19 protein-coding genes are annotated in these 21,807 nt (G+C 62.2%); 14 read left to right on the forward strand and 5 right to left on the reverse strand.

Features of this window, described 5'->3' with window-relative positions:
* Positions 1–54 precede the first annotated feature (54 nt).
* The 4 genes from lnt to trmB all read left to right on the forward strand — a co-directional run bounded on the left by lnt (position 55) and on the right by trmB (position 4,368).
* Positions 55–1,647, forward strand: a complete 1,593-nt coding sequence (gene lnt / locus NKH52_RS01805) for an apolipoprotein N-acyltransferase (protein ID WP_352728947.1) — start codon at positions 55–57, stop codon at positions 1,645–1,647.
* A gap of 141 nt (positions 1,648–1,788) precedes the next feature.
* Positions 1,789–2,208: a helix-turn-helix domain-containing protein gene (locus NKH52_RS01810; RefSeq protein ID WP_127256653.1), complete on the forward strand. Its 420-nt coding sequence runs from the start codon at positions 1,789–1,791 to the stop codon at positions 2,206–2,208.
* Between the two features lie 169 nt (positions 2,209–2,377).
* Positions 2,378–3,643 carry a methionine adenosyltransferase gene (gene metK, locus NKH52_RS01815; RefSeq protein WP_352728944.1) on the forward strand — a complete coding sequence of 422 codons (1,266 nt, stop codon included), beginning with the start codon at positions 2,378–2,380 and terminating at the stop codon, positions 3,641–3,643.
* A 23-nt stretch (positions 3,644–3,666) separates the two neighbouring features.
* Positions 3,667–4,368, forward strand: a complete 702-nt coding sequence (trmB, locus tag NKH52_RS01820) for a tRNA (guanine(46)-N(7))-methyltransferase TrmB (protein WP_352728942.1) — start codon at positions 3,667–3,669, stop codon at positions 4,366–4,368.
* A 66-nt stretch (positions 4,369–4,434) separates the two neighbouring features.
* Here the strand turns inward: trmB and NKH52_RS01825 are convergent, their stop codons facing one another.
* Positions 4,435–4,602 carry a hypothetical protein gene (locus NKH52_RS01825; protein WP_013527898.1) on the reverse strand — a complete coding sequence of 56 codons (168 nt, stop codon included), beginning with the start codon at positions 4,600–4,602 and terminating at the stop codon, positions 4,435–4,437.
* Positions 4,603–4,899: 297 nt separating this feature from the next.
* On the opposite strand from NKH52_RS01825, the gene rimP reads away from it, so the two are divergent.
* The 10 genes from rimP (at position 4,900) to NKH52_RS01875 (ending at position 17,153) form a co-directional block, all read left to right on the forward strand.
* Complete coding sequence (rimP, locus tag NKH52_RS01830) at positions 4,900–5,544, forward strand: ribosome maturation factor RimP (protein ID WP_352728940.1); 645 nt, start codon at positions 4,900–4,902, stop codon at positions 5,542–5,544.
* Positions 5,545–5,593: 49 nt separating this feature from the next.
* Positions 5,594–7,189, forward strand: a complete 1,596-nt coding sequence (gene nusA / locus NKH52_RS01835; protein ID WP_013527896.1) for a transcription termination factor NusA — start codon at positions 5,594–5,596, stop codon at positions 7,187–7,189.
* A gap of 38 nt (positions 7,190–7,227) precedes the next feature.
* Positions 7,228–7,878, forward strand: coding sequence for an RNA-binding protein (locus NKH52_RS01840; RefSeq protein WP_352728938.1), 651 nt, complete (start codon positions 7,228–7,230; stop codon positions 7,876–7,878).
* Entirely contained in the window at positions 7,875–10,445 is a 2,571-nt protein-coding gene (gene infB, locus NKH52_RS01845) for a translation initiation factor IF-2 (protein WP_352728936.1), read from the forward strand. The genes NKH52_RS01840 and infB overlap by 4 nt, the downstream gene beginning before the upstream one ends.
* 126 nt (positions 10,446–10,571) lie before the next feature.
* Complete coding sequence (rbfA, locus tag NKH52_RS01850) at positions 10,572–11,012, forward strand: 30S ribosome-binding factor RbfA (RefSeq protein ID WP_352728934.1); 441 nt, start codon at positions 10,572–10,574, stop codon at positions 11,010–11,012.
* Positions 11,012–12,019: a tRNA pseudouridine(55) synthase TruB gene (gene truB / locus NKH52_RS01855; protein WP_352728932.1), complete on the forward strand. Its 1,008-nt coding sequence runs from the start codon at positions 11,012–11,014 to the stop codon at positions 12,017–12,019. Before rbfA ends, truB begins: the two co-directional genes overlap by 1 nt.
* Before the next feature lie 44 nt (positions 12,020–12,063).
* A complete protein-coding gene (gene corA, locus NKH52_RS01860) occupies positions 12,064–13,158 on the forward strand; it encodes a magnesium/cobalt transporter CorA (protein ID WP_352728930.1) in 1,095 nt (364 codons plus the stop codon).
* A 140-nt stretch (positions 13,159–13,298) separates the two neighbouring features.
* Positions 13,299–13,610, forward strand: a complete 312-nt coding sequence (gene rpsO, locus NKH52_RS01865) for a 30S ribosomal protein S15 (protein ID WP_269470859.1) — start codon at positions 13,299–13,301, stop codon at positions 13,608–13,610.
* Between the two features lie 278 nt (positions 13,611–13,888).
* Entirely contained in the window at positions 13,889–16,036 is a 2,148-nt protein-coding gene (pnp, locus tag NKH52_RS01870) for a polyribonucleotide nucleotidyltransferase (RefSeq protein WP_023811402.1), read from the forward strand.
* Positions 16,037–16,139: 103 nt separating this feature from the next.
* On the forward strand, positions 16,140–17,153 hold the full coding sequence (locus NKH52_RS01875; protein ID WP_352728928.1) for a class I SAM-dependent methyltransferase: 1,014 nt from the start codon (positions 16,140–16,142) through the stop codon (positions 17,151–17,153).
* 74 nt (positions 17,154–17,227) lie between these two features.
* Here the strand turns inward: NKH52_RS01875 and NKH52_RS01880 are convergent, their stop codons facing one another.
* The 4 genes from NKH52_RS01880 to fabA all read right to left on the reverse strand — a co-directional run bounded on the left by NKH52_RS01880 (position 17,228) and on the right by fabA (position 21,590).
* The gene (locus tag NKH52_RS01880; RefSeq protein ID WP_352728926.1) at positions 17,228–18,772 is read right to left on the reverse strand and encodes a putative bifunctional diguanylate cyclase/phosphodiesterase; all 1,545 of its coding nucleotides are present in this window, start codon (positions 18,770–18,772) and stop codon (positions 17,228–17,230) included.
* Positions 18,773–18,977: 205 nt separating this feature from the next.
* Positions 18,978–19,790, reverse strand: a complete 813-nt coding sequence (fabI, locus tag NKH52_RS01885; RefSeq protein ID WP_023811399.1) for an enoyl-ACP reductase FabI — start codon at positions 19,788–19,790, stop codon at positions 18,978–18,980.
* A 13-nt stretch (positions 19,791–19,803) separates the two neighbouring features.
* Complete coding sequence (fabB, locus tag NKH52_RS01890) at positions 19,804–21,024, reverse strand: beta-ketoacyl-ACP synthase I (RefSeq protein WP_352728924.1); 1,221 nt, start codon at positions 21,022–21,024, stop codon at positions 19,804–19,806.
* 50 nt (positions 21,025–21,074) lie between these two features.
* A complete protein-coding gene (gene fabA, locus NKH52_RS01895; RefSeq protein ID WP_013527885.1) occupies positions 21,075–21,590 on the reverse strand; it encodes a 3-hydroxyacyl-[acyl-carrier-protein] dehydratase FabA in 516 nt (171 codons plus the stop codon).
* Positions 21,591–21,807 lie beyond the last annotated feature (217 nt).

Here is a 21,807-nt window from a genome sequence, read left to right on the forward strand (position 1 = left end):
CGCGGAGCGCAGCCTGTTAAATCTTGTGTCCTGATTCGCGACTCGGAAGTAAGTATGGAGCGCCTCACCGGCCGGATAATTCTGCTTTGGGGTTGGCGGCGTGCGCTTGTGGCGTTTCTCGCGGGCGCTTTTGCCGTGCTTGGGCAGGCGCCTTACGACTTCTTCGCCGCCTGTTTCGTCTCGTTTCCGCTACTGGTCTGGCTGCTGGACGGCGCCACCGGCGAAGCTTCCGGCAGCTTGGTTCGTCGCCTGCGGCCGGCTTTCGCCGTCGGTTGGTGGTTCGGTTTCGGCTATTTCCTCGCCGGCCTCTGGTGGATCGGTTCGGCGCTGCTGGTCGAGGCCGACAGCTTTGCCTGGGCGCTTCCCTTCGCGGTGGTCGGCATTCCTTTCATGCTCGCCTTTTTCTACGGCTTTGCGGCAATCGTTGCCCGGCTGCTGTGGAGCAACGACATTGGCCGCATCGCCGCCCTTGCCTTCGGCTTCGGCCTGGCGGAATGGCTGCGCGATTTCCTGTTCACCGGTTTTCCCTGGAATGCCGTCGGCTACGCGGCCATGCCCGTGCCGCTGCTGATGCAGAGCGTCTCGGTGACGGGCATGATTGGCATGAACGCGCTCGCGGTGTTCGTCTTCGCACTGCCGGCACTGCTGGCGGCACGTCGGCACCTGCGCCTCGGCGCGGCACTGTTTGTCGTGCTCGCCGCCGCCCATGTCGGCTTCGGCTATATCAGGCTTGCCGCTCCCGAACCGCCAGCTTCACGTAGCCTGGATGTCCGCATCGTCCAGCCGGCCGTGGACCTGTCGGAAAAATGGGATGCCTCGGTGCGCGACCGCATCTTCGCGGTCCTGATGGGGCTCTCGGCCAAGGCGCCGGACCCAGGCCATCAAAAGCCGCAGCTGATCCTGTGGCCCGAAACCTCGGTGCCGTTCCTCTTCACCGAGCGTCCGGACGCATTGACGGCGCTGGGGGACATGCTCGGACCCGGCCAGATGCTGATTGCCGGCGTCGTTCGCGAGGAAGGCGGTTCGGCCGCGAATGCCGACAGCCGTTACTACAACTCCGTGGTGGCGATCGACGACAAGGGTGAAATCACGGACGCAGTCGACAAGGTTCACCTGGTGCCGTTCGGCGAATACCTGCCTTTCGCCGATCTGCTCCAGCGTTTCGGCATCGAGCAACTGGTTGCCGGGCCGATGAGTTTCGCGGCCGGCAATGAGCGCCACGCCATCACGCTGCCCGATGGCATCCGTGCGCTGCCATTTATCTGTTATGAGGTGATCTTTCCCGATCTTGTGGCAGTTGACGCTGCGTCAGCGCAGCTTATTGTGAACGTTACCAACGATGCGTGGTTCGGCGACACGCCGGGTCCGTATCAGCATTTCAGGCAGGCCCAGATCCGTGCGGTGGAAAATGGATTGCCATTGGTGCGTGCTGCCAACAACGGCATCTCGGCCGTCGTCGATCCGCGCGGGCGCATCGTCGATGCGCTTGCGATCGACGCACGCGGCGCCATCGACGCCCACATACCGATTTCCGGACAGGCGCTCATATCTCCCGGCCAACGGCGCATTAACGGAATGCTGATCATGTTGCTGTTTGCCGTTGGGGCAGCGCTGTTGAACGTAAGGCAAAGACTACGGGTGAATTGACAGCCAACACATTAGAAACTCATACTGTAAGTGCCTGAAAATTTCTCGAAGCCGGTGGATCGTTCTGTTGGGGCAGTTGCCTCCGGCTTTGTTTGGGCAGGAAAAAAATAGAGAAAGCCGAAAAAATTCGGCGAGGAAAAAATGACAGAAGACAACAAGAAGAAACCGAATCCGATCGACATCCATGTTGGCAGTCGCATCCGGCTTCGCCGTAACATGCTGGGAATGAGCCAGGAAAAGCTGGGAGAAAACCTCGGCATCACATTTCAGCAGATTCAGAAATATGAAAAAGGCACCAACCGCGTCGGCGCCAGCCGATTGCAGGCGATAGCGTCCATACTCGGCGTGCCTGTCGCCTTCTTTTTCGAGGATGCGCCCGGCCAGGAGCCCGTGGCGGGCCGTGGATTTGCCGAGGACGCGTCGATGGCTTTCGCCGTCGAATTCTGCGGCAGTCCCGAAGGACTCCAGCTCAACCGGGCCTTTGTCAAGATCGCGGATGCCAAGGTGCGCCGCAGGATCATAGACCTGGTCAAGTCCCTCTCCTCCGACGATCCCGACTGATCGGCAATCACGCCAGGACCGGCGGCGTCTTGCCGCCGGTGGCACAAGATAACTGCATCGACATTCATGCCAGAACCGAAGCACCGCTTGACGAGCGGCGCTTCGCCCCGCTAACACGTGGCGCGCCAAAATCGGCAGCCTGCCGATCGTTTTTCAAGAGGGGACACCCGTGACGCGGCAGAACTACTTCTTTACCTCGGAATCCGTTGCCGAGGGCCATCCCGACAAAGTCTGTGACCGGATTTCCGACGAGATCGTCGATCTGGTGTATCGCGAAGCCAAGAAGACCGGCATGGACCCGTGGAAAGTCCGTGTCGCCTGCGAGACGCTGGCCACCACCAACCGTGTCGTGATCGCCGGCGAAGTGCGTGTTCCCGACACGTTGCTCAAGCGGGACAAGGCCGGCAATATTCTCAAGGATGCCGCCGGGCATTCGGTCGTCAATCCGGCCAAGTTCAAATCGGTCGCCCGCAAGGCGATCCGCGAAATCGGCTACGAGCAGGCCGGCTTTCATTGGAAAACGGCGAAAATCGAGGTTCTGCTGCACGGCCAGTCGCCTGACATCGGCCAGGGCGTCGACAACGCCTCCGACCGTCAGGGCGAAGAGGGTGCCGGCGACCAGGGCATCATGTTCGGTTACGCCTGCCGCGAGACGCCGGATTTGATGCCGGCGCCGATCTACTACAGCCACAAGATCCTCGAACTGCTGGCTGCCGCCCGTCACGAAGGCAGCGGTGAAGCCGGCAAGCTCGGGCCGGATGCCAAGAGCCAGGTCACCGTTCGCTATGTCGACGGCAAGGCCGCCGAGGCGACGCAGATCGTGCTGTCCACGCAGCATCTCGATGCGAGCTGGGATTCGAAGAAGGTCCGCAAGGTCGTCGAACCCTATATCCGAGAGGCGCTGGGCGACCTCAAGATCGCCGACGATTGCATGTGGTACATCAACCCGACCGGCAAGTTCGTCATCGGTGGGCCGGACGGTGACGCCGGCCTGACCGGCCGCAAGATCATCGTCGACACCTATGGTGGTGCCGCACCCCATGGCGGCGGTGCCTTCTCCGGCAAGGACACCACCAAGGTCGATCGTTCGGCGGCCTATGCGGCACGCTATCTGGCCAAGAACGTCGTGGCGGCGAAACTCGCCGATCGCTGCACCATCCAGCTTTCCTACGCCATCGGCGTTGCCCAGCCGCTGTCGGTCTATGTCGACCTGCACGGCACCGGCAAGGTCGACGAGGCAAAGCTCGAGGAGGCGCTGCGTAGCGTGATGGATCTGTCGCCATCCGGCATCCGCCGCCATCTCGATCTCAACAAGCCGATCTACGCCAAGACGTCGTCCTACGGCCATTTCGGCCGCAAGGCCGGCCGCGACGGGTCTTTCTCCTGGGAAAAGACTGATCTCGCCAAGGCGCTCAAGGACGCGGTCGCCGCCTGACAGCGGCACCGCAAAGTCCCGCCATGGATCCGAAGGACAGACCAAGCCGCGCGACCGAAGCCTTTTTCGGTCGCCGGCGCGGCAAGACCATGCGCCCGCAGCAGGCGGCCGCACTGGAAATCGGCTTTGGCACATATCGGCTCGATCTGGCGGCCGAGCCGCTGGCTGATCTCAGCGCTTTGTTTGAGACGGATGTCCGCGCGGTTCGCCTCGAGATTGGCTTCGGCGGTGGCGAGCATCTCCTGCATCGTGCGACCGAGGCCCCAGCGATTGGCTTTATCGGCGTCGAGCCCTTCGTCAACGGCATGGCCAAGATGATGATGGCGATGCGCGAGAAACCGCTCGCCAATTTGCGGGTTTATGACGACGACGCCACAAGGCTGCTCGACTGGCTGCCGCAAGCCTCGCTCGACGGCATCGATCTGCTCTATCCCGATCCTTGGCCGAAGAAGAAACACTGGAAGCGGCGCTTCGTCAGCCCGGTCAATCTCGGGCGGTTCGCGCGTGTGCTGAAGCCTGGTTCAAAATTCCGCTTTGCGTCCGACATCGACACCTATGTCAACTGGACCCTGCTGCATTGCCGCGCGCATGGCGCGTTCGCATGGCAGGCTTGCGAGGCGGCGGACTGGCACCGGCCCTATGAAGGCTGGCCGAGCACCCGTTACGAGGCCAAGGCCATTCGTGAGGGCCGGCGGCCGGCCTATCTTACCTTCATTCGGAAATAAGCTTGCAGTCTTAGAGCAATTCCAGGAAAAGTGTGAAACGGTTTTCCGTCCGGAATTGCGTCAAAGCTAGAAGCGGCGGCCGATGCGATCGAAGGCGGCAGGCTCGACGCCGAGGTTGCGCAGGTCGTCGGCGCGCGGCCTGCGACCGGCTTCCACGGCCCGTGAAGCGGCCACGGCGCTGCCGAATACGGTGAAGAAGTCGCCTATTGCAGAAAATATCTTGCGGTTGCTCATGATCATGTCCTTTCGCGCACGTGTGACGCACGGCCACATTTGTGCAGCGCAACATAGGTAGGTGCGTTTCGGCGCCAATCCATGGGGGTCGCCGCATAGGCGCCATGCACCCCATGCAACGCTGGCGCGGGCCGCCTCGATGGCGGGCGTTGCCCGACCAGCATAGCGGGCTTGAAACACAGGCCATGATCGTTTATATCAGCCTCAAATTCTTGGTCGGTATGACGAAGAGTGGGTCCACCCGGTCCCGCTCTTTTTTATTACCTGCCGATAACTTGGTAGAACGACAGGGCTTCAATGACTGTAACGGCAAGCGAGGGCGACGATCGCATCATCCGCGAAAGCGGCATCGATGCGCGCATCGCGCTGATCGTCCAGCCGGTCCTGCGTGGCATCGGCTTCCGCCTCGTGCGGGTGCATCTGTCGGGCCAGAACGGGCTGACGCTGCAGATCATGGCCGAACGCGAGGACGGCACCATGACCGTCGAGGATTGCGAAGAGGTCAGCCGCGCGGTGTCGCCGGCGCTCGACGTCGACGATCCGATCGAAAAGGCCTATCATCTTGAAGTCTCGTCGCCCGGCATCGACCGGCCGCTGGTCCGCAAATCGGATTTCACGACCTGGACGGGTCATCTGGTGAAGATGGAAACATCGATCGTCCTTGCCGACCGCAAGCGCTTCAAGGGCAAGATCGCCGAAGCCGGCGAAGACGATGTGCTGATCGAGCGCGACAAGGCCGCCTATGGCGAGGAGCCGACGGTGCGCGTCCCCTATGATGCGATTGCCGATGTGCGCTTGATCCTGACAGACGATCTTATCCGCGATGCCCTGTCGAAGGACAACAGGGCGCGCAAGGAAGCTAAGAAACGCCGCGGCGAACCGGACGACGACGAGTCGGGTGCGGAAGCGGACGCCACGGAAGAACACGAACAGGAACTATGATTGAGCTGCCGGGCGCAAAGGTCCGGCAAACAGGCTCGGGAGAAAAACGATGGTTGTAAGCGCCAACAGACTTGAATTGCTGCAGATCGCCGACGCGGTCGCGCGTGAAAAGTCGATCGACAAGTCGATCGTCATCGCCGCCATGGCCGATGCGATCCAGAAGGCGGCGCGCTCGCGCTACGGTCAGGAGACCAACATCCGCGCCGACATCAACCCGAACACCGGTGAGATGAAGCTGCAGCGGCTGATGGAAGTGGTCGAGAAGGTCGATGACTACGCCACGCAGATCGCCATTTCCTCGGCGCGCGAGCGCAATCCCGACGCTCAGCTCGGCGACTTCATCGCCGAACAGCTGCCGCCCATGGATTTCGGCCGCATCGCCGCCCAGTCGGCCAAGCAGGTCATCGTGCAGAAGGTCCGCGAGGCCGAACGCGACCGCCAGTATGACGAGTACAAGGACCGCATCGGCGAGATCGTCAACGGTACCGTCAAGCGCGTCGAATACGGCAACGTCATCGTCGATCTCGGCCGCGGCGAAGCGATCATCCGCCGCGATGAGCTGATCCCGCGCGAGAACTACAAATATGGCGACCGCGTCCGCGCCTATGTCTACGATGTGCGCCGCGAGCAGCGCGGCCCGCAGATTTTCCTGTCGCGCACCCATCCGCAGTTCATGGCCAAGCTGTTCACCATGGAAGTGCCGGAAATCTATGACGGCATCATCGAGATCAAGTCGGTCGCCCGCGACCCAGGTTCGCGCGCCAAGATCGCCGTCATCTCGCGCGACAGCTCGATCGATCCGGTCGGCGCCTGCGTCGGCATGCGCGGCAGCCGCGTCCAGGCCGTCGTCGGCGAATTGCAGGGCGAGAAGATCGACATCATTCCGTGGTCGCCTTCGGCGGCGTCCTTCATCGTCAACGCGCTGCAGCCGGCGGAAGTCGCCAAGGTCGTGCTCGACGAGGATGCCGAACGCATCGAAGTCGTGGTTCCTGACGACCAGCTGTCGCTGGCCATCGGCCGCCGCGGCCAGAACGTGCGCCTGGCTTCGCAGCTGACCGGTTGGGATATCGACATCCTGACCGAGGCCGAAGAATCCGAGCGCCGCCAGAAGGAATTCGTCGAGCGTTCGTCGCTGTTCATGGAAGCCCTCGACGTCGACGAGATGGTCGGCCAGGTGCTGGCCTCCGAAGGCTTCACCAGCGTCGAGGAAGTCGCTTATGTCGATTCTGGCGAGATCGCCTCTATCGACGGTTTCGACGAGGACACCGCTTCGGAAATCCAGACCCGCGCTCGCGAATATCTGGAGAAGATCGAGGCCGAGCACGATGACAAGCGCAAGGCGCTTGGTGTTTCGGACGAATTGCGCGAAATCCCCGGCGTCACCACCGCCATGATGGTGACGCTTGGCGAGGACGGCGTGAAGACGATCGAGGATTTCGCCGGCTATGCCGCCGACGACCTGACCGGCTGGAAGGAACGCAAGGACGGCGAGACAAAAGTCTATCCGGGCGTGCTGGCCAATCATGGCGTGACCCGCGCAGACGCCGAACAAATGGTTCTGGCCGCCCGCCTCAAGGCCGGCTGGATCACCGAAGACGAGCTTGCAGCCGAAGAAGTCTCGGCTGACGAAGCCGTTGGTGCGTGAGGTGAAACCGCATCGCACCGAACCCGCCCTTGGACGAGATGAACGATCGCACCTGCATCGTTACGCGCAAACAAGCCGAACCGGATGATCTGATCCGGTTTGTCGTCGGCCCGGATTCGGCCGTCGTTCCCGACATCAAGAGAAATCTGCCCGGCCGCGGTTGCTGGGTGAGCGCCGACCGCCTACATATCGACAAGGCTGCGGCGAAGAACCTCTTTGCCCGCGCCTTCAAGGCACAGGTGGTCGTGCCGCTCGATCTTGGCGGCATGATCGACGGGCTACTTTCCAGGCACGCTCTGGGCATGCTTGGTCTTGCCCGCAAGGCAGGCGCAATTTCGCTTGGTGCTACCAAGGTCGAAAGTGCTGTCCGCGGTGGATTGGCGCTTTTCGTGCTCCACGCGACCGAGGCGTCCGACGACGGCGTGCGCAAGATCAGCCAGGCGCGACGGGCGACAGTCCATCTCGGTGGGCCCGCCATCCTTGCCTACAAACTTTTCTCCGAGGCCGAGTTGAGCTTGGCATTGGGGGGTACAAATGTGATACATGCTGCCGTTCTCGCGGGAGACGCGGGCAGGGCGGTCCAGAAGCGCATGGTTGCGCTCGACCGGTATCGGGGCGGTTCCCCGGACGATCTGGCAATGCTTGCGGCTGTTGCTGACGAAGATGATGCCGCAGAGGATATGGAATGAGCGATACGAAATCGGGTGACGACAATACGCTGAGTGTGACGCCGAAGAAGACCTTGACGCTGAAGCGCCCCGGTATGGAACAGGGCACTGTGCGCCAGAACTTCTCGCACGGCCGCACCAAGCAGGTCGTCGTCGAAACCAAGAAGCGCAAATTCTCGATGCCCGGCGACAAGCCGGAGCCCGTTGCCGCCCCCGTCTTCACACCGAAGCCGGCGGTCGTGGCCGCACCCGTCGTCGTGCCGGAAGCACCGAAGGCGCCACCACCGCCGCCAGCCCCGGTCGAACGCGGCGGTATGGTGCTGAACGAACTGTCGCGCAGTGAAATGGAAGCGCGCCGCAGGGCGCTCGAGGGCTCGAAGGTTCGCGAGGTCGAGGACCGCCAGCGCGCCGCCGAGGATGCCAAGCGTCGCGCCGAGGACGAAGAGCGCCGCAAGCGCGAACGCGATGAATCCGCACGCCGCCAGGCCGAGGAAGAGGCGCGGTTGCAGACCGAGGCCGAATCCCGCCGTCGGGCTGAGGAAGAGGCCCGTCGACGCGCGCCATTGGCCGCCGAACTGGCAACAGTCGATGACGAGGAAGTGGCCAAGCCGAAACGTGTTGGTGCCGGCGCACCGGTGCGCCGTCCGGTCACGCCCGAAGTGGCGCGTCCGGCCAAGCCGACCAAGGCCGAGGAAGACCGCCGCCGCGGCAAGCTGACGCTGAATTCAGCATTGTCCGACGAAGACGCGCGAGCCCGGTCGCTGTCGTCGATGCGTCGCCGCCAGGAAAAATTCAAGCGCGCGATGCACAATGAGCCGCGCGAGAAAGTCATGCGCGAAGTGATCCTGCCAGAGACCATCACCATCCAGGAACTGGCGCAACGCATGTCCGAGCGCGCGGTCGACCTGGTCAAGTTCTTCATGAAGCAGGGCCAGATCCTGAAGCCGGGCGACGTCATCGACGCCGACACGGCCGAGCTGGTTGCTACCGAATTCGGCCATACGGTCCGCCGCGTCGCCGAGTCCGACATCGAGGAAGGCCTGTTCAACATCGCCGACAATGCCGAGGACCTGGTTTCGCGTCCGCCGGTCGTGACGATCATGGGTCACGTCGATCATGGCAAGACCTCGCTGCTCGACGCGATCCGCAACGCCAATGTCGTCTCCGGCGAAGCCGGCGGCATCACCCAGCATATCGGCGCCTATCAGGTCGAGAAGAATGGTCACAAGATCACCTTCATCGACACGCCCGGCCACGCCGCCTTCACGGCGATGCGTGCTCGTGGCGCCCAGGCGACCGACATCGCCATCCTGGTGGTTGCGGCCGACGACAGCGTCATGCCCCAGACGATCGAATCGATCAGCCATGCCAAGGCGGCTGGCGTTCCAATCATCGTGGCGATCAACAAGATCGACAAGCATGATGCCGATCCGCAGAAAGTGCGCTCCGAACTGCTGCGCCACGAGGTCTTCGTCGAATCCATGGGCGGTGAAGTTCTGGACGTCGAAGTGTCGGCGACCAAGGGCACCAATCTCGACAAATTGCTCGAGGCGATCCTGCTGCAGGCCGAAATTCTCGACCTGAAGGCCAATCCGGATCGTACCGCCGAAGGCGTCGTCATTGAAGCCCAGCTCGACAAGGGCCGTGGCCCCGTCGCCACCGTGCTGGTGCAGACCGGCACGCTGATGCCGGGCGACATCCTTGTTGCAGGCAACGAATGGGGCCGGGTGCGCGCGCTGGTTAACGATCGTGGCGTGCAGATCAAGGAAGCGCCGCCGGCGATGCCGGTGGAAGTGCTTGGCTTGCAGGGCACCCCGCAGGCCGGCGACCGCTTCGCCGTGGTCAACAACGAGGCCCGTGCCCGCGAGATCACCGAATACCGCCAGCGTCTGGCGCGCGAGAAGGCAGTTGCCAAGCATGCCGGCCAGCGCGGGTCGCTCGAGCAGATGATGTCGCAATTGCAGACAAGCGGGCTGAAGGAATTCCCGCTGGTCATCAAGGGCGACGTGCAGGGCTCGATCGAGGCGATCAACGCCGCGCTCGACAAGCTCGGCACCGACGAAGTGCGTGCGCGCATCGTCCATGCCGGTGCCGGCGCCATCACCGAAAGCGACGTGTCGCTGGCGGAGACCTCGGGTGCCGCGATCATCGGCTTCAACGTCCGCGCCAACGTCCAGGCACGTGCCGCCGCAGCGGCGGCTGGCATCGAGATTCGCTATTACTCGATCATCTACAACCTTGTGGATGACGTGAAGGCGGCTCTGTCGGGCCTGCTGTCGCCGGAGCGTCGCGAGACCTTCATCGGCAATGCGCAGATCCTCGAAATCTTCGACATCACCAAGGTCGGCAAGATCGCCGGCTGCCGTGTCACCGAAGGCAAGGTCGAGCGTGGTGCGGGCGTGCGCCTGATCCGCGACAACGTCGTCATCCACGAAGGCACGCTGAAGACGCTGAAGCGCTTCAAGGACGAAGTTTCGGAAGTCCCCGGCGGCCAGGAATGCGGCATGGCTTTCCAGAACTACGAGGACATGCGCGTTGGCGACGTCATCGAGTGCTTCCGCGTCGAGATGGTGACCCGGACACTCTGAGTTCGAGTGACTTGTCCATACCGGGCGGTGGCCGAAAGGCCGCCGCCCAAGGTCTATTGAGAATGGCCCATATGAGACATGCGGCACGGTCCCATCCCGCGCCTCACGCTTTCAGGATTGAGAAAAATGCCCCGTCCAACCGCATCCAGCCCATCCCAGCGCATGCTGCGCGTCGCCGAACAGGTGCGCCATGCGCTGTCCGAAACCCTGCAGCGCGGCGAGATCATCGATCCGCTGATCGAGAACACCGTGGTGTCGGTCTCGGAAGTGCGCATGTCGCCCGATTTGAAGGTCGCTACCGCTTTCGTCTCGCCGCTCGGCGCCAAGGATACCGATGCGGTGGTCGAGGCGCTGAACAAGCATGCGAAATTCGTCCGTGGCCGTGTCTCCGGCGCGCTGCGGCAGATGAAGTTCATGCCGGAATTCCGCTTCAAGCTCGACACCTCCTTCGACAATTTTGCCAGGATCAACGACCTCTTGAAATCGCCGGAAGTGGCGCGCGATCTGGGTCCTGAGGACCAGGAAAACGCGGACCAGGACAAAGACGGCAACAAGGACACCGAATAGTGGCGCGTCGCGGCAAGAAGAAGGGCCGGCCGATCTCGGGCTGGCTGATCCTGGACAAGCCGGTCGGCATGGGCTCGACCGAAGCCGTCTCCAAGATCAAATGGCTGTTCCAGGCGGAAAAGGCCGGCCATGCCGGCACGCTCGACCCGCTGGCGTCCGGCATGCTGCCGATCGCGCTTGGCGAGGCCACCAAGACCGTGCCTTACGTGCAGGACGGCGCCAAGATCTATCGCTTCACCGTTGCCTGGGGGCAGGAGCGTTCCACCGATGACCTCGAGGGTCCGGTGACGAAGGAGTCCGACCTGCGTCCGGCGGAAGCGGAGGTCAAGGCGCTGCTGCCGAAATACACCGGCGTCATCATGCAGACGCCGCCGCAATTCTCGGCCATCAAGATCGCGGGCGAGCGCGCCTATGATCTGGCCCGCGACGGCGCGACAGTCGACATACCCGCGCGCGAGATCGAGATCGGCCGTCTGGACGTTGTCGAGCATGGCGCCGATCATACTGTTTTCGAGGTCGAGTGCGGCAAGGGCACCTATGTGCGCTCGCTGGCCCGCGACATGGGCCGCGACATGGGCTGTTTCGGCCACATTTCCGAATTGCGCCGGGTCGAGGTCGAGCCGTTCACGGCGGAGGATTTCGTCACTATCGCCGAACTGGAAGCCGCCCGTTTCGGTGTCCAGGACGAAGACAGCACGACGGACATCACTGACGCAACGGAGGCCGCTGACACGACAGAGGTTGTCGACAAGGTGGAAGTACCAATCGACTTCGACGCCATCGATGCACTTCTGGTCGATACGTCGGCGGCTCTCGATTGCCTGCCGCAGATCGCCATCAGCGACGACGCGGCGACCAAGATCCGCCTTGGCAACCCGGTCATCATTCGTGGTCGCGATGCACCGGTGGAAGCCGAGGAGGCCTGCGCCACGGCGCGCGGCAAGCTGGTCGCCATCGGTGCCATCGAGCAAGGCATGTTCAAGCCCAAGCGGGTCTTTGCCGGGTGACTCCTGTCGTCTAATGTCGAGGCGAGGACTCGCACGAGGGGCATATGGCAAAGGCTGAGACCGTGAAGACGCGGGCGCCGGTGAAAACGCGGCGGCCGCCGGTCGGTGCGTCGCCCGGCACGCTGATCGCCGATCCCTCGGCGCGGCGCAGCGAACTCAGGCTGACGCTGATCTCGCCCGAAAAATTCAAGACTGTCGAAAATGCCAGCATCGACGACCTCAACACCCATTGCGATAAATGGCCGGTCCTCTGGCTCGATTGTACCGGCCTCGCCAACATCCCGCTGATCGAGGAGATCGGCCGCATATTCAGCCTGCATCCGCTGGCGCTGGAGGACGTCGTCAACACCGGCCAACGGCCGAAAGTCGACTTCTTCGAGGACCATGCCTTCGTCGTCGTCAGGATGATCGACGATGTCACCTCGCACCGCTATGAGCAGATCGCCGTCTTCTTCGGCAACAATTTCGTCGTCACCTTCCAGGAGAGGGAGGGCGATCCGTTCGATCCCGTGCGCAAGCGCATCGAAAGCTCAGCGCCCAACCGGTTGCGCGCCCGCGGTGCCGATTACCTCGCCTATGCGCTGATCGACGCCATCGTCGACAGCTACTTTCCGCCGATCGAGGCAGCCGGCGACATGGTCGACAGCATCGAGGACCAGATGCTGCATTCGCCGCACAAGCATCAGATGCGGCAGCTGCATGAATTGCGGCGCGACGCCAACGTGCTGAAAGGCGTGCTGTGGCCGATGCGCGATGCGCTGGCGACGCTGATCCGCAACGATGTGCCCTATGTGAAGGCCGAGACCAAGATCTTCCTCAACGACACGCTCGACCATGCGCTACGGTTGATCGAGCTGGTCGAAACCCAGCGCGACATGCTGACCGGCCTGATCGAGATGCATCTGTCGCTGAGCCAGGCGCGCACCAACGACGTCATCAGCTATCTCACCATCGTCTCGGTCATCTTCATGCCGCTCACCTTCCTGGTCGGCATCTGGGGCATGAATTTCGATCCGGAGTCTTCGCCCTGGAACATGCCGGAACTGAAGGCCTATTATGGCTATCCCTTGTCGCTGTTGTTCATGGCGCTTGTCGCGTTCGGGCTGATCGCCTTCTTCAAATGGAAGAAATGGCTTTGACAAGGCTAAAACCTGCCATTTTGGCCTGAAAAGCTGGCTTGTGAATTGGGCTGGTGTTTTCCGGGGAATTGCACTATATGCGCCGCAGCATAGCGCTATGACGTTTTGCTTGCACCGGCCCCTGCTGGACGACATCCCGGCTGAGGGCGACCCGTTTCCTCAAACAGATAAGGAAAAACACGATGTCGATTACTGCCGAGCGCAAACAGGAATTGATGGGTGAATTCGCAACCGCCAAGGGCGATACCGGGTCTCCGGAAGTCCAGGTGGCCATCCTTTCCGAGCGCATCAAGAACCTGACCGACCATTTCAAGGACCACAAGAAGGATAACCATTCCCGCCGTGGTCTGCTTGCTCTCGTCTCCCAGCGCCGCAGCCTGCTTGATTATCTCAAGCGCAAGGACGACGCGCGCTACCAGACGCTGATCGAGAAGCTCGGTCTGCGCCGTTGACGAATTGACCGGCGGGCTTTCGAAGGAGAGCCCGCCGGTCGCGCATTCTGCCAGTCGTATCGACTGGCCAGACCCGGTTTCGATCGTGCAGAGGGCACTCGAAACCGCCCATGGACGGTCATGGGGCAGGATTGCAGGACGCTCGCGCGCGCACCGCGCCGAAATCACCCGAGCCTCCCGTTGTCTTGCCCGTGGCTGCCCGAGAAAGGAAGCCAGGGAAAGGGCATCTCCGCGCACCGTGAAACGGCGCGGCCCTTTCCTCATATTAAGGACAAGAGATGTTCAATCACCACAAAGTGGAAATCGAATGGGGCGGCCGTCCGCTCATCCTCGAAACCGGCAAGATCGCGCGCCAGGCTGATGGCGCGGTGCTCGCCACCTACGGCGAGACCAAGGTCCTCGCCACCGTCGTTTCGATGAAGGAGCCGAAGCCCGGCCTCGATTTCTTTCCGCTGACCGTCAACTACCAGGAAAAGACCTACGCCGCCGGCAAGATCCCGGGTGGCTATTTCAAGCGCGAAGGCCGTCCGAGCGAGAAGGAAACGCTGGTTTCCCGCCTCATCGACCGCCCGATCCGCCCGCTCTTCGCCTCCGGCTACAAGAACGATACGCAGATCGTCGTCACCGTCGTCCAGCACGATCTTGAGAACGATCCCGACATCCTGTCGATCGTTGCCACTTCGGCGGCCCTGACGCTCTCCGGCGTTCCCTTCATGGGTCCGATCGGCGGCGCCCGCGTCGGCTACATCAACGGCGAATACGTGCTCAACCCGCATGTCGACGAGATGCAGGAATCCAAGCTCGATCTGATCGTCGCCGGCACCACCGACGCCGTGCTGATGGTTGAATCCGAAGCCAAGGAATTGGGCGAAGAGCTGATGCTCGGCGCCGTCATGTTCGGCCACAAGGGCTTCCAGCCAGTTATCGACGCCATCATCAAGCTGGCCGAAGTTGCCGCCAAGGAGCCGCGCGACTTCACCGCGCCGGACTATTCCGCGCTTGAAGCCGAGATGCTGAAGATCGTCGGCGACGAACTCAGCAACGCCTACAAGAACGTCGACAAGCAGAAGCGTTACGCCGCCGTCGACGCCGTCAAGGCGAAGGTCAAGGCAGCGTTTGCCCCGGCCGAAGGTGAAGACGCCAAATACACTTCCGAGCAGATCGGCAGCGTGTTCAAGGAACTCCAGGCCAAGGTGGTTCGCTGGAACATCCTCGACACCGGCTCGCGCATCGATGGCCGCGACCTGAGCACGGTTCGCAAGATCGTTTCCGAAGTCGGCGTTCTGCCGCGCACCCACGGTTCGGCGCTGTTCACCCGCGGCGAGACCCAGGCGCTGGTCGTTGCCACGCTCGGCACCGGTGAGGACGAGCAGTATGTCGATTCGCTGACCGGCATGTACAAGGAGAAGTTCCTCCTTCATTACAACTTCCCTCCCTACTCCGTCGGTGAGACCGGCCGCATGGGTTCGCCGGGCCGCCGTGAAATCGGCCATGGCAAGCTCGCCTGGCGCGCCATTCGCCCGATGCTGCCGAGCGCTGACCAGTTCCCCTACACGCTGCGCGTCGTCTCGGAGATCACCGAGTCCAACGGTTCGTCGTCGATGGCCACTGTGTGCGGCACCTCGCTGGCACTGATGGATGCCGGCGTGCCGCTGGCCAAGCCCGTCGCCGGTATCGCCATGGGCCTGATCAAGGAAGGCGAGCGTTTCGCCGTTCTCTCCGACATCCTGGGTGACGAAGATCACCTCGGCGACATGGACTTCAAGGTCGCCGGCACCGCCAGCGGCATCACCTCGCTGCAGATGGATATCAAGATCGAAGGCATCACCGAGGAGATCATGAAGATCGCGCTGGACCAGGCCAAGGATGGCCGCCAGCACATCCTTGGCGAGATGGCGCATGCTCTGACCGGCGCGCGTTCGGAACTGGGTGAGTTCGCACCGCGCATCGAAGTGATGCACATCCCGACCGACAAGATCCGTGACGTGATCGGCTCGGGCGGCAAGGTGATCCGCGAGATCGTCGAAAAGACCGGCGCCAAGATCAACATCGAGGACGACGGCACGGTCAAGATCGCTTCGTCCAACGCCAAGGAGATCGAGGCGGCGAAGAAGTGGATCCACACCATCGTCGCCGAGCCGGAAGTCGGCGAGATTTACGAAGGTACGGTCGTCAAGACCGCGGACTTCGGCGCTTTCGTCAACTTCTTCGGTCCGCGTGACGGCCTCGTCCACATCTCCCAGCTTGCCAACGACCGGGTCGCCAAGACCTCGGACGTGGTCAAGGAAGGCGACAAGGTCTGGGTCAAGCTGATGGGCTTCGACGAGCGCGGCAAGGTCCGCCTGTCGATGAAAGTCGTCGATCAGGCCACCGGCAAGGAACTCGCCCGCGACAAGAAGACCGAAGGCGAAGAAAACGCCGCCTGATTGGTCTGAGACCATGAATCGAAACGGGCGCGGCTTATGTCGCGCCCGTTTTCATTTTAGCTCCGTTCACTTTCAGATCGTCTAGACAGGTCGAGATCGAACAATGTCCGCCGAGCCGTTGAAGACGCTTTTCCATCCCTTTGAGGCCGAGGCTGTTGCTTTGCCGGTAAAGGGCGAGCGCGTGCTGTTTCTCGGCGCTGAGCCGGGATTTCGCCTGCCTGAAGGCTTCGAGGCGACGCTTCACCTCGTGCAAGGCTTCCGGCCGGATTTTCGTGCGTTGCAGGCCTCCGGCGTCACCGCGCAACCGGAAGGCGGCGGCTTCGATATGGCACTTGTGCTGGCCGGCCGGCATCGCGGCCTGAACGAAGTGCGCATCGCCGATGCGCTTGAGCGCGTGGCGCCGGGCGGCCTGGTCGTCATTGCCGGCGGCAAGGACGATGGCATTGCCAGCTTGCGCAAGCGCGTTGACGAGCTTGTGCCGCTTGAAGGCCATTTGCCCAAATATCACGGCATCGCCTTCTGGTTACGCCGTCCCGCGGATCTCGCCGCCGCGGAAGAACTGCGCGCCGCCAATCCCGCTCTGCTGGTTGAAAACCGGTTCCGCACCGCGCCCGGCATGTTTTCCTTCGACCGGGTCGATACCGGCTCCAAATTGCTGGGCGAGAACCTGCCCGATGATCTGCGGGGCAGCGTTGCCGATTTCTGCGCCGGCTGGGGGTATCTGGCTGCCGAGATCGCCGCCCGCTCACCGGGCATTTCAGCGCTCGACCTCTATGAGGCCGATTTCGCCTCGCTCGAAGCCGCAAAACTCAATCTGGCAGGGGTCGGCCAGTCGATCGCCAAGAATTTCTTCTGGATCGATCTGCTGAAGGAACCGGTCGAGAAGCGTTACGACGCGATCGCCATGAACCCGCCCTTTCACCGCAGCCGGGCGGCCGAGCCGGAGATCGGCGCCGGCATGATCCGCGCGGCGGCCAAGGCCTTGAAACCAGGTGGGCGGCTGTTCATGGTCGCCAACCGCCAGCTTCCCTATGAGCCGATCCTGGCGGCCGCTTTTTCGAGCCATGCCGAACTCGCTCGCGACGGCATGTTCAAGGTGCTTGTCGCTCGTCGTTGAAGCATGATCCCGAAAAGTGGATACCGGTTTTCGGAAAAGGTCATGCTCAGACGAAAACAGACATCGCGTCGCACTCAATGCAGATTGGCGACGCGCCGGACCTCATCGGTGATATGCGCGTCGCCGACCCTGATCTTGAGGGGGGCGGGCCTGCCGTAAAGGTAGCCTTGCACCACCTCGCAGCCGGCTGCCCTGAGCAGCGTCGCCTGGCTTTCGGTCTCGACGCCTTCGGCAATGATGCTGACGCCGAGCGCGCGCGAAAGCCCGACGATCGTCGAGACGACCGCGCCGGAGCTGGAGTCGGTGTCGAGGCGGCTGACGAAGGACCGGTCGATCTTCAGCTTGCCGAATGAGAAATCGATCAAGTAGCTCAAATTGGAATAGCCGGTACCGAAATCGTCGACGGCGACCGAGATGCCCATATCCGCAAGCTCCTTCAGGATGGCGGCGGCGCGGTCGCGGTCCTGCATCATCGCCGTCTCGGTCACTTCCAGCTCCAGCCGCGACGGCTTGATGCCGGTGCTCGTCATAGTGTCGCGCACGATGCCGACGAAGTCCTTGGTCATGAACTGGACGGGCGAGATGTTGACGGCGACGAAGCAGTCATCGGGCAGATGCTGTGCGTCGCTGCAGGCTTTGCGCAGCACCCATTCGCCGATCGGGCCGATCATGCCGGTTTCCTCGGCGATCGGAATGAACTCCATCGGCGGGATCATGCCGCGTTCCGGATGCCGCCAGCGGATAAGCGCTTCATACCCGACGATGCGGCCGGTCGGGAGATCGAGCTGCGGCTGGTAATGAAGGTCGAAGTCACCACGCTCGAAGGCTATATGCAGTTCGGATTCGATCCATTGGCGATGGTCGGCGACCCTGCCCATTTCGGCATGGAAGACCGACCAGTTGCCGACGCCGCTGGCGCGCGCGTTCTGCAGCGCCAGATTGGAGCGGCGCAGGATGAGGACCGGATCGACGCCGTCCTTTGGCATCGCCACGATGCCGACCGACAGGCTGACCGATTGCAGGTGCGTACCGAGATCATAGGGCTCCATCATCTCGTCGATGAGCCTCTCGACGGTGCTTTCCAGCGATCCGGACACCTGATTGTCGGGCAGCAGGATCGCGAATTCACCGGCGCCGATGCGTCCGATCAGCGCGCGCGGCGGCACGCACGTCTTCAAGCGCTTGGTGAAGGCGCGGATCAGCTCGTCGCCCTGGCTGTAGCCGATCGCGTCGTTGATCTGTTTGAACCGGTCGATGTCGATATCGATGAGGAACATCGGCTCGCCGGTCCGGCTGGTCGCGCATGCCGCCTCGGCAATCTTGCCGACCATCGCCGGGCGTGCCACCAGACCGGTCAGCTTGTCGAAATGGGTTTCCGTGAAGACGAAATCCGCCGATTCATCGACGCCGGCGAAGAAGGACATCGCGGCGACCGACGCCGCCAGTGCGCAAAGAGCGGCCATCACCGAGACCATCATGTCCGCGGAGATGCCGGCAAAACCATCGCCGAGGCCGAGCTTCAGGCCCCAGAGCCCGAGGACGAAACTGCCGAGACCCGAACTCGCTATGGTGAGCAGTCGGAACACCGGTGTTCGCTTCGGGTTGCTGACGGCGAGCATTGAAAGTTCCCCTGAGTACGGGGCTTTCTAGCGGATATCTCCTTAAAATGAGTTTCCGCGAATGAATCCAATTTTACTGGACCGAAAGTATTTCTTGAGCAGATCAATACGCCTAGCGCTGAAACGGATTCAGTTGGCGCGCTTTAAGCTTCGTGTCTTCAATGTCGCCATTCCAAAACCGCCGCGCACCTTTGGGCGACAGGCGTTAGTCTCGTCCGCCGTCGGTCTGCTTCAATTCGTCGAGTGTCGGCATGGAAACGATGTGATAGCCGGAATCGACATAGTGGATCTCGCCGGTAACCCCGGAAGACAGATCCGACAACAGATAAAGTGCCGAGCCGCCGACCTCGTCGATGGTCACCGTGCGGCGCAGCGGCGAGTTTCGCTGCTGGTAGGAGAACATATGGCGCGCATCGGAAATACCGGCGCCGGCGAGCGTGCGCACGGGTCCAGCCGATATGCCGTTCACCCTGATGCCGCGCGGACCGTAATCGTTGGCGAGGTAGCGGACACTCGCCTCCAGCCCTGCCTTGGCGACGCCCATGACATTGTAGTTCGGCATGACGCGGACGGAGCCCGCATAGGTCAGCGTGATCATCGATCCGCCGTCCTGCATCAAGGTGGCTGCATGGCGGGCGACCTCGGTGAAGGAGTAGCAAGAGATCACCATGGTACGGACGAAATTGTCCCGGCTGGTGTCGGCGTAGAGGCCTTTCAACTCGTTCTTGTCGGAAAAGCCGATGGCGTGGACGATGAAATCCAGCCCGCCCCATTCCTTGCCCAGGGTCTCGAATGTGGCGGCGACCGAAGCGCTGTCCTCGACGTCGCACGGCACCACCAGCGAGGCGCCGAGCTTGTCGGCCAGCGGCTTGACCCGGCGTCCGAAGGCATCGCCCTGATAGGTGAAGGCGAGTTCCGCCCCATGTTCGGACAATTTCCGGGCAATTCCCCAAGCGATCGAATGATCGTTGGCGACACCCATGACAAGCCCGCGCTTGCCCTTCATCAATCCGTCCATGGCCGGCAAATCCTTATGCAGAATAGCGCTGGAAAACGAGCGTGGCGTTGGTGCCGCCGAAGCCGAACGAATTGGACAAGACAGTATCGATCCTGGCGTCGTCGATGCGCTTTCGCACGATCGGCATACCCTCGAATTCGGGGTCGAGGGTCTCGATATGGGCGCTTTCGCCGATGAAGCCGCCCTGCATCATCAGGATCGAATAGATGGATTCCTGCACGCCGGCCGCGCCCAGCGAATGGCCGGTCAGCGACTTCGTCGAGGTGATATACGGCATCTCTGGGCCGAACACCTCGCGGATCGCTCCCATTTCCTTGGAATCTCCCACCGGCGTCGAGGTGCCATGGGTGTTGATGTAGTCGACCGGTGTGGAAACCGTGGCCAGCGCCTGGCGCATGCAGCGGACCGCGCCCTCGCCTGAAGGAGCAACCATGTCGTAGCCATCCGACGTCGCGCCATAGCCGACGATCTCGGCATAGATCTTGGCGCCGCGCGCCTTGGCATGCTCAAGCTCTTCCAGCACCAGCACCCCGGCGCCGCCGGCGATGACGAAGCCGTCGCGATTGGCGTCATAGGCGCGGGAAGCGGTCGATGCCTTGTCGTTGAATTTCGACGACATCGCGCCCATGGCGTCGAACAGGTCCGACATCGTCCAGTCGAGATCCTCGTGGCCGCCGGCAAAGATGATGTCCTGCTTGCCCCACTGGATCAATTCGTAGCCATTGCCGATGCAGTGCGCCGAGGTCGAACAGGCCGACGAGATCGAGTAGTTGACGCCGTGGATCTTGAACCAGGTGGCAAGCGTCGCCGATGCGGTTGATGACATTGCCTTCGGCACCGCGAACGGACCGATGCGCTTGGGACTGCCATTCTTCAGCGTCGTTTCGGCAGCTTCGACGATGGTGCGGGTGGATGGTCCGCCCGATCCCATGACGATGCCGGTGCGCTCATTGGTGATGTCGCTCTCGCCGAGGCCCGCATCCGCGATCGCCTGATCCATGGCGACATGGTTCCAGGCAGCCCCCTGGCTCAGGAAGCGCATCGCACGGCGGTCGATCATCGCCGACGGATCGAGCGTCGGCGCTCCCCAGACCTGGCAACGGAAGCCGTGTTCGGCGAAGGAATCCGAGAAGCTGATGCCGGATTTGGCGTCATGCAGAGAGCTCTGCACCTCGTTGGCATTGTTGCCGATCGACGACACGATGCCGATGCCTGTGACTACGACACGTCTCATTCGCAACTCCTTCCAGGGGTGCTGACCAGAGAACTGGCCAGGGATGCCGGTCAGCCAACCGCCGACTGCTTGGACAGACCGACTTTCAAATCCGTTGCCGCGTATATGGGTTCGCCATCCGCCTTCAGCCAGCCATCGGCGATGCCGAGCACCAGCCGGCCCCGCATCACGCGCTTGAAGTCGATGCCATATTCGACCTTCTTCACTGAGGGCGTGACCATGCCCTTGAATTTCACTTCACCGGTCGACAGCGCCATCCCCTTGCCGGGTTCGCCCAGCCAGCCAAGATAGAAGCCCGTCAATTGCCACATGGCGTCGAGGCCGAGGCACCCCGGCATGATCGGATTGCCGATGAAATGGCAGGCAAAGAACCACAGGTCCGGCTTGATGTCGAACTCCGCGCGGATGAAACCCTTCTCGAAGGCGCCGCCCGTCTCGCTGATCTCCGTGATGCGGTCGAACATCAGCATAGGCGGATAGGGAAGCTGGGCGTTGCCCGGTCCGAACAGTTCGCCGCGGGCGCAGGCCAGCAATTCGTCATACTCGTAGCTGGATTTACCCGCCATCAATCTCATCCCCATATCGTTCCGGGCTATCGGGTGCCCTTGTCGTTGGTTTCCTAACACAATCTGTTTCAGGCCGGAAACCGGCGTTTGCGCTTAGCCTGCTCGTCTGCCTGGGTCAATGCGCGCTATTGATCGCATTCGGGCGACAGAATATATGTCCTGAGAGGGCCGGTTTCGGCAGACGTTCGTTTTTTTGCCATTCTGGGCGTGTCTTGGG

Origin of the sequence: Mesorhizobium sp. M1066 (assembly GCF_040318635.1) — a bacterium.
Taxonomy (GTDB): domain Bacteria; phylum Pseudomonadota; class Alphaproteobacteria; order Rhizobiales; family Rhizobiaceae; genus Mesorhizobium.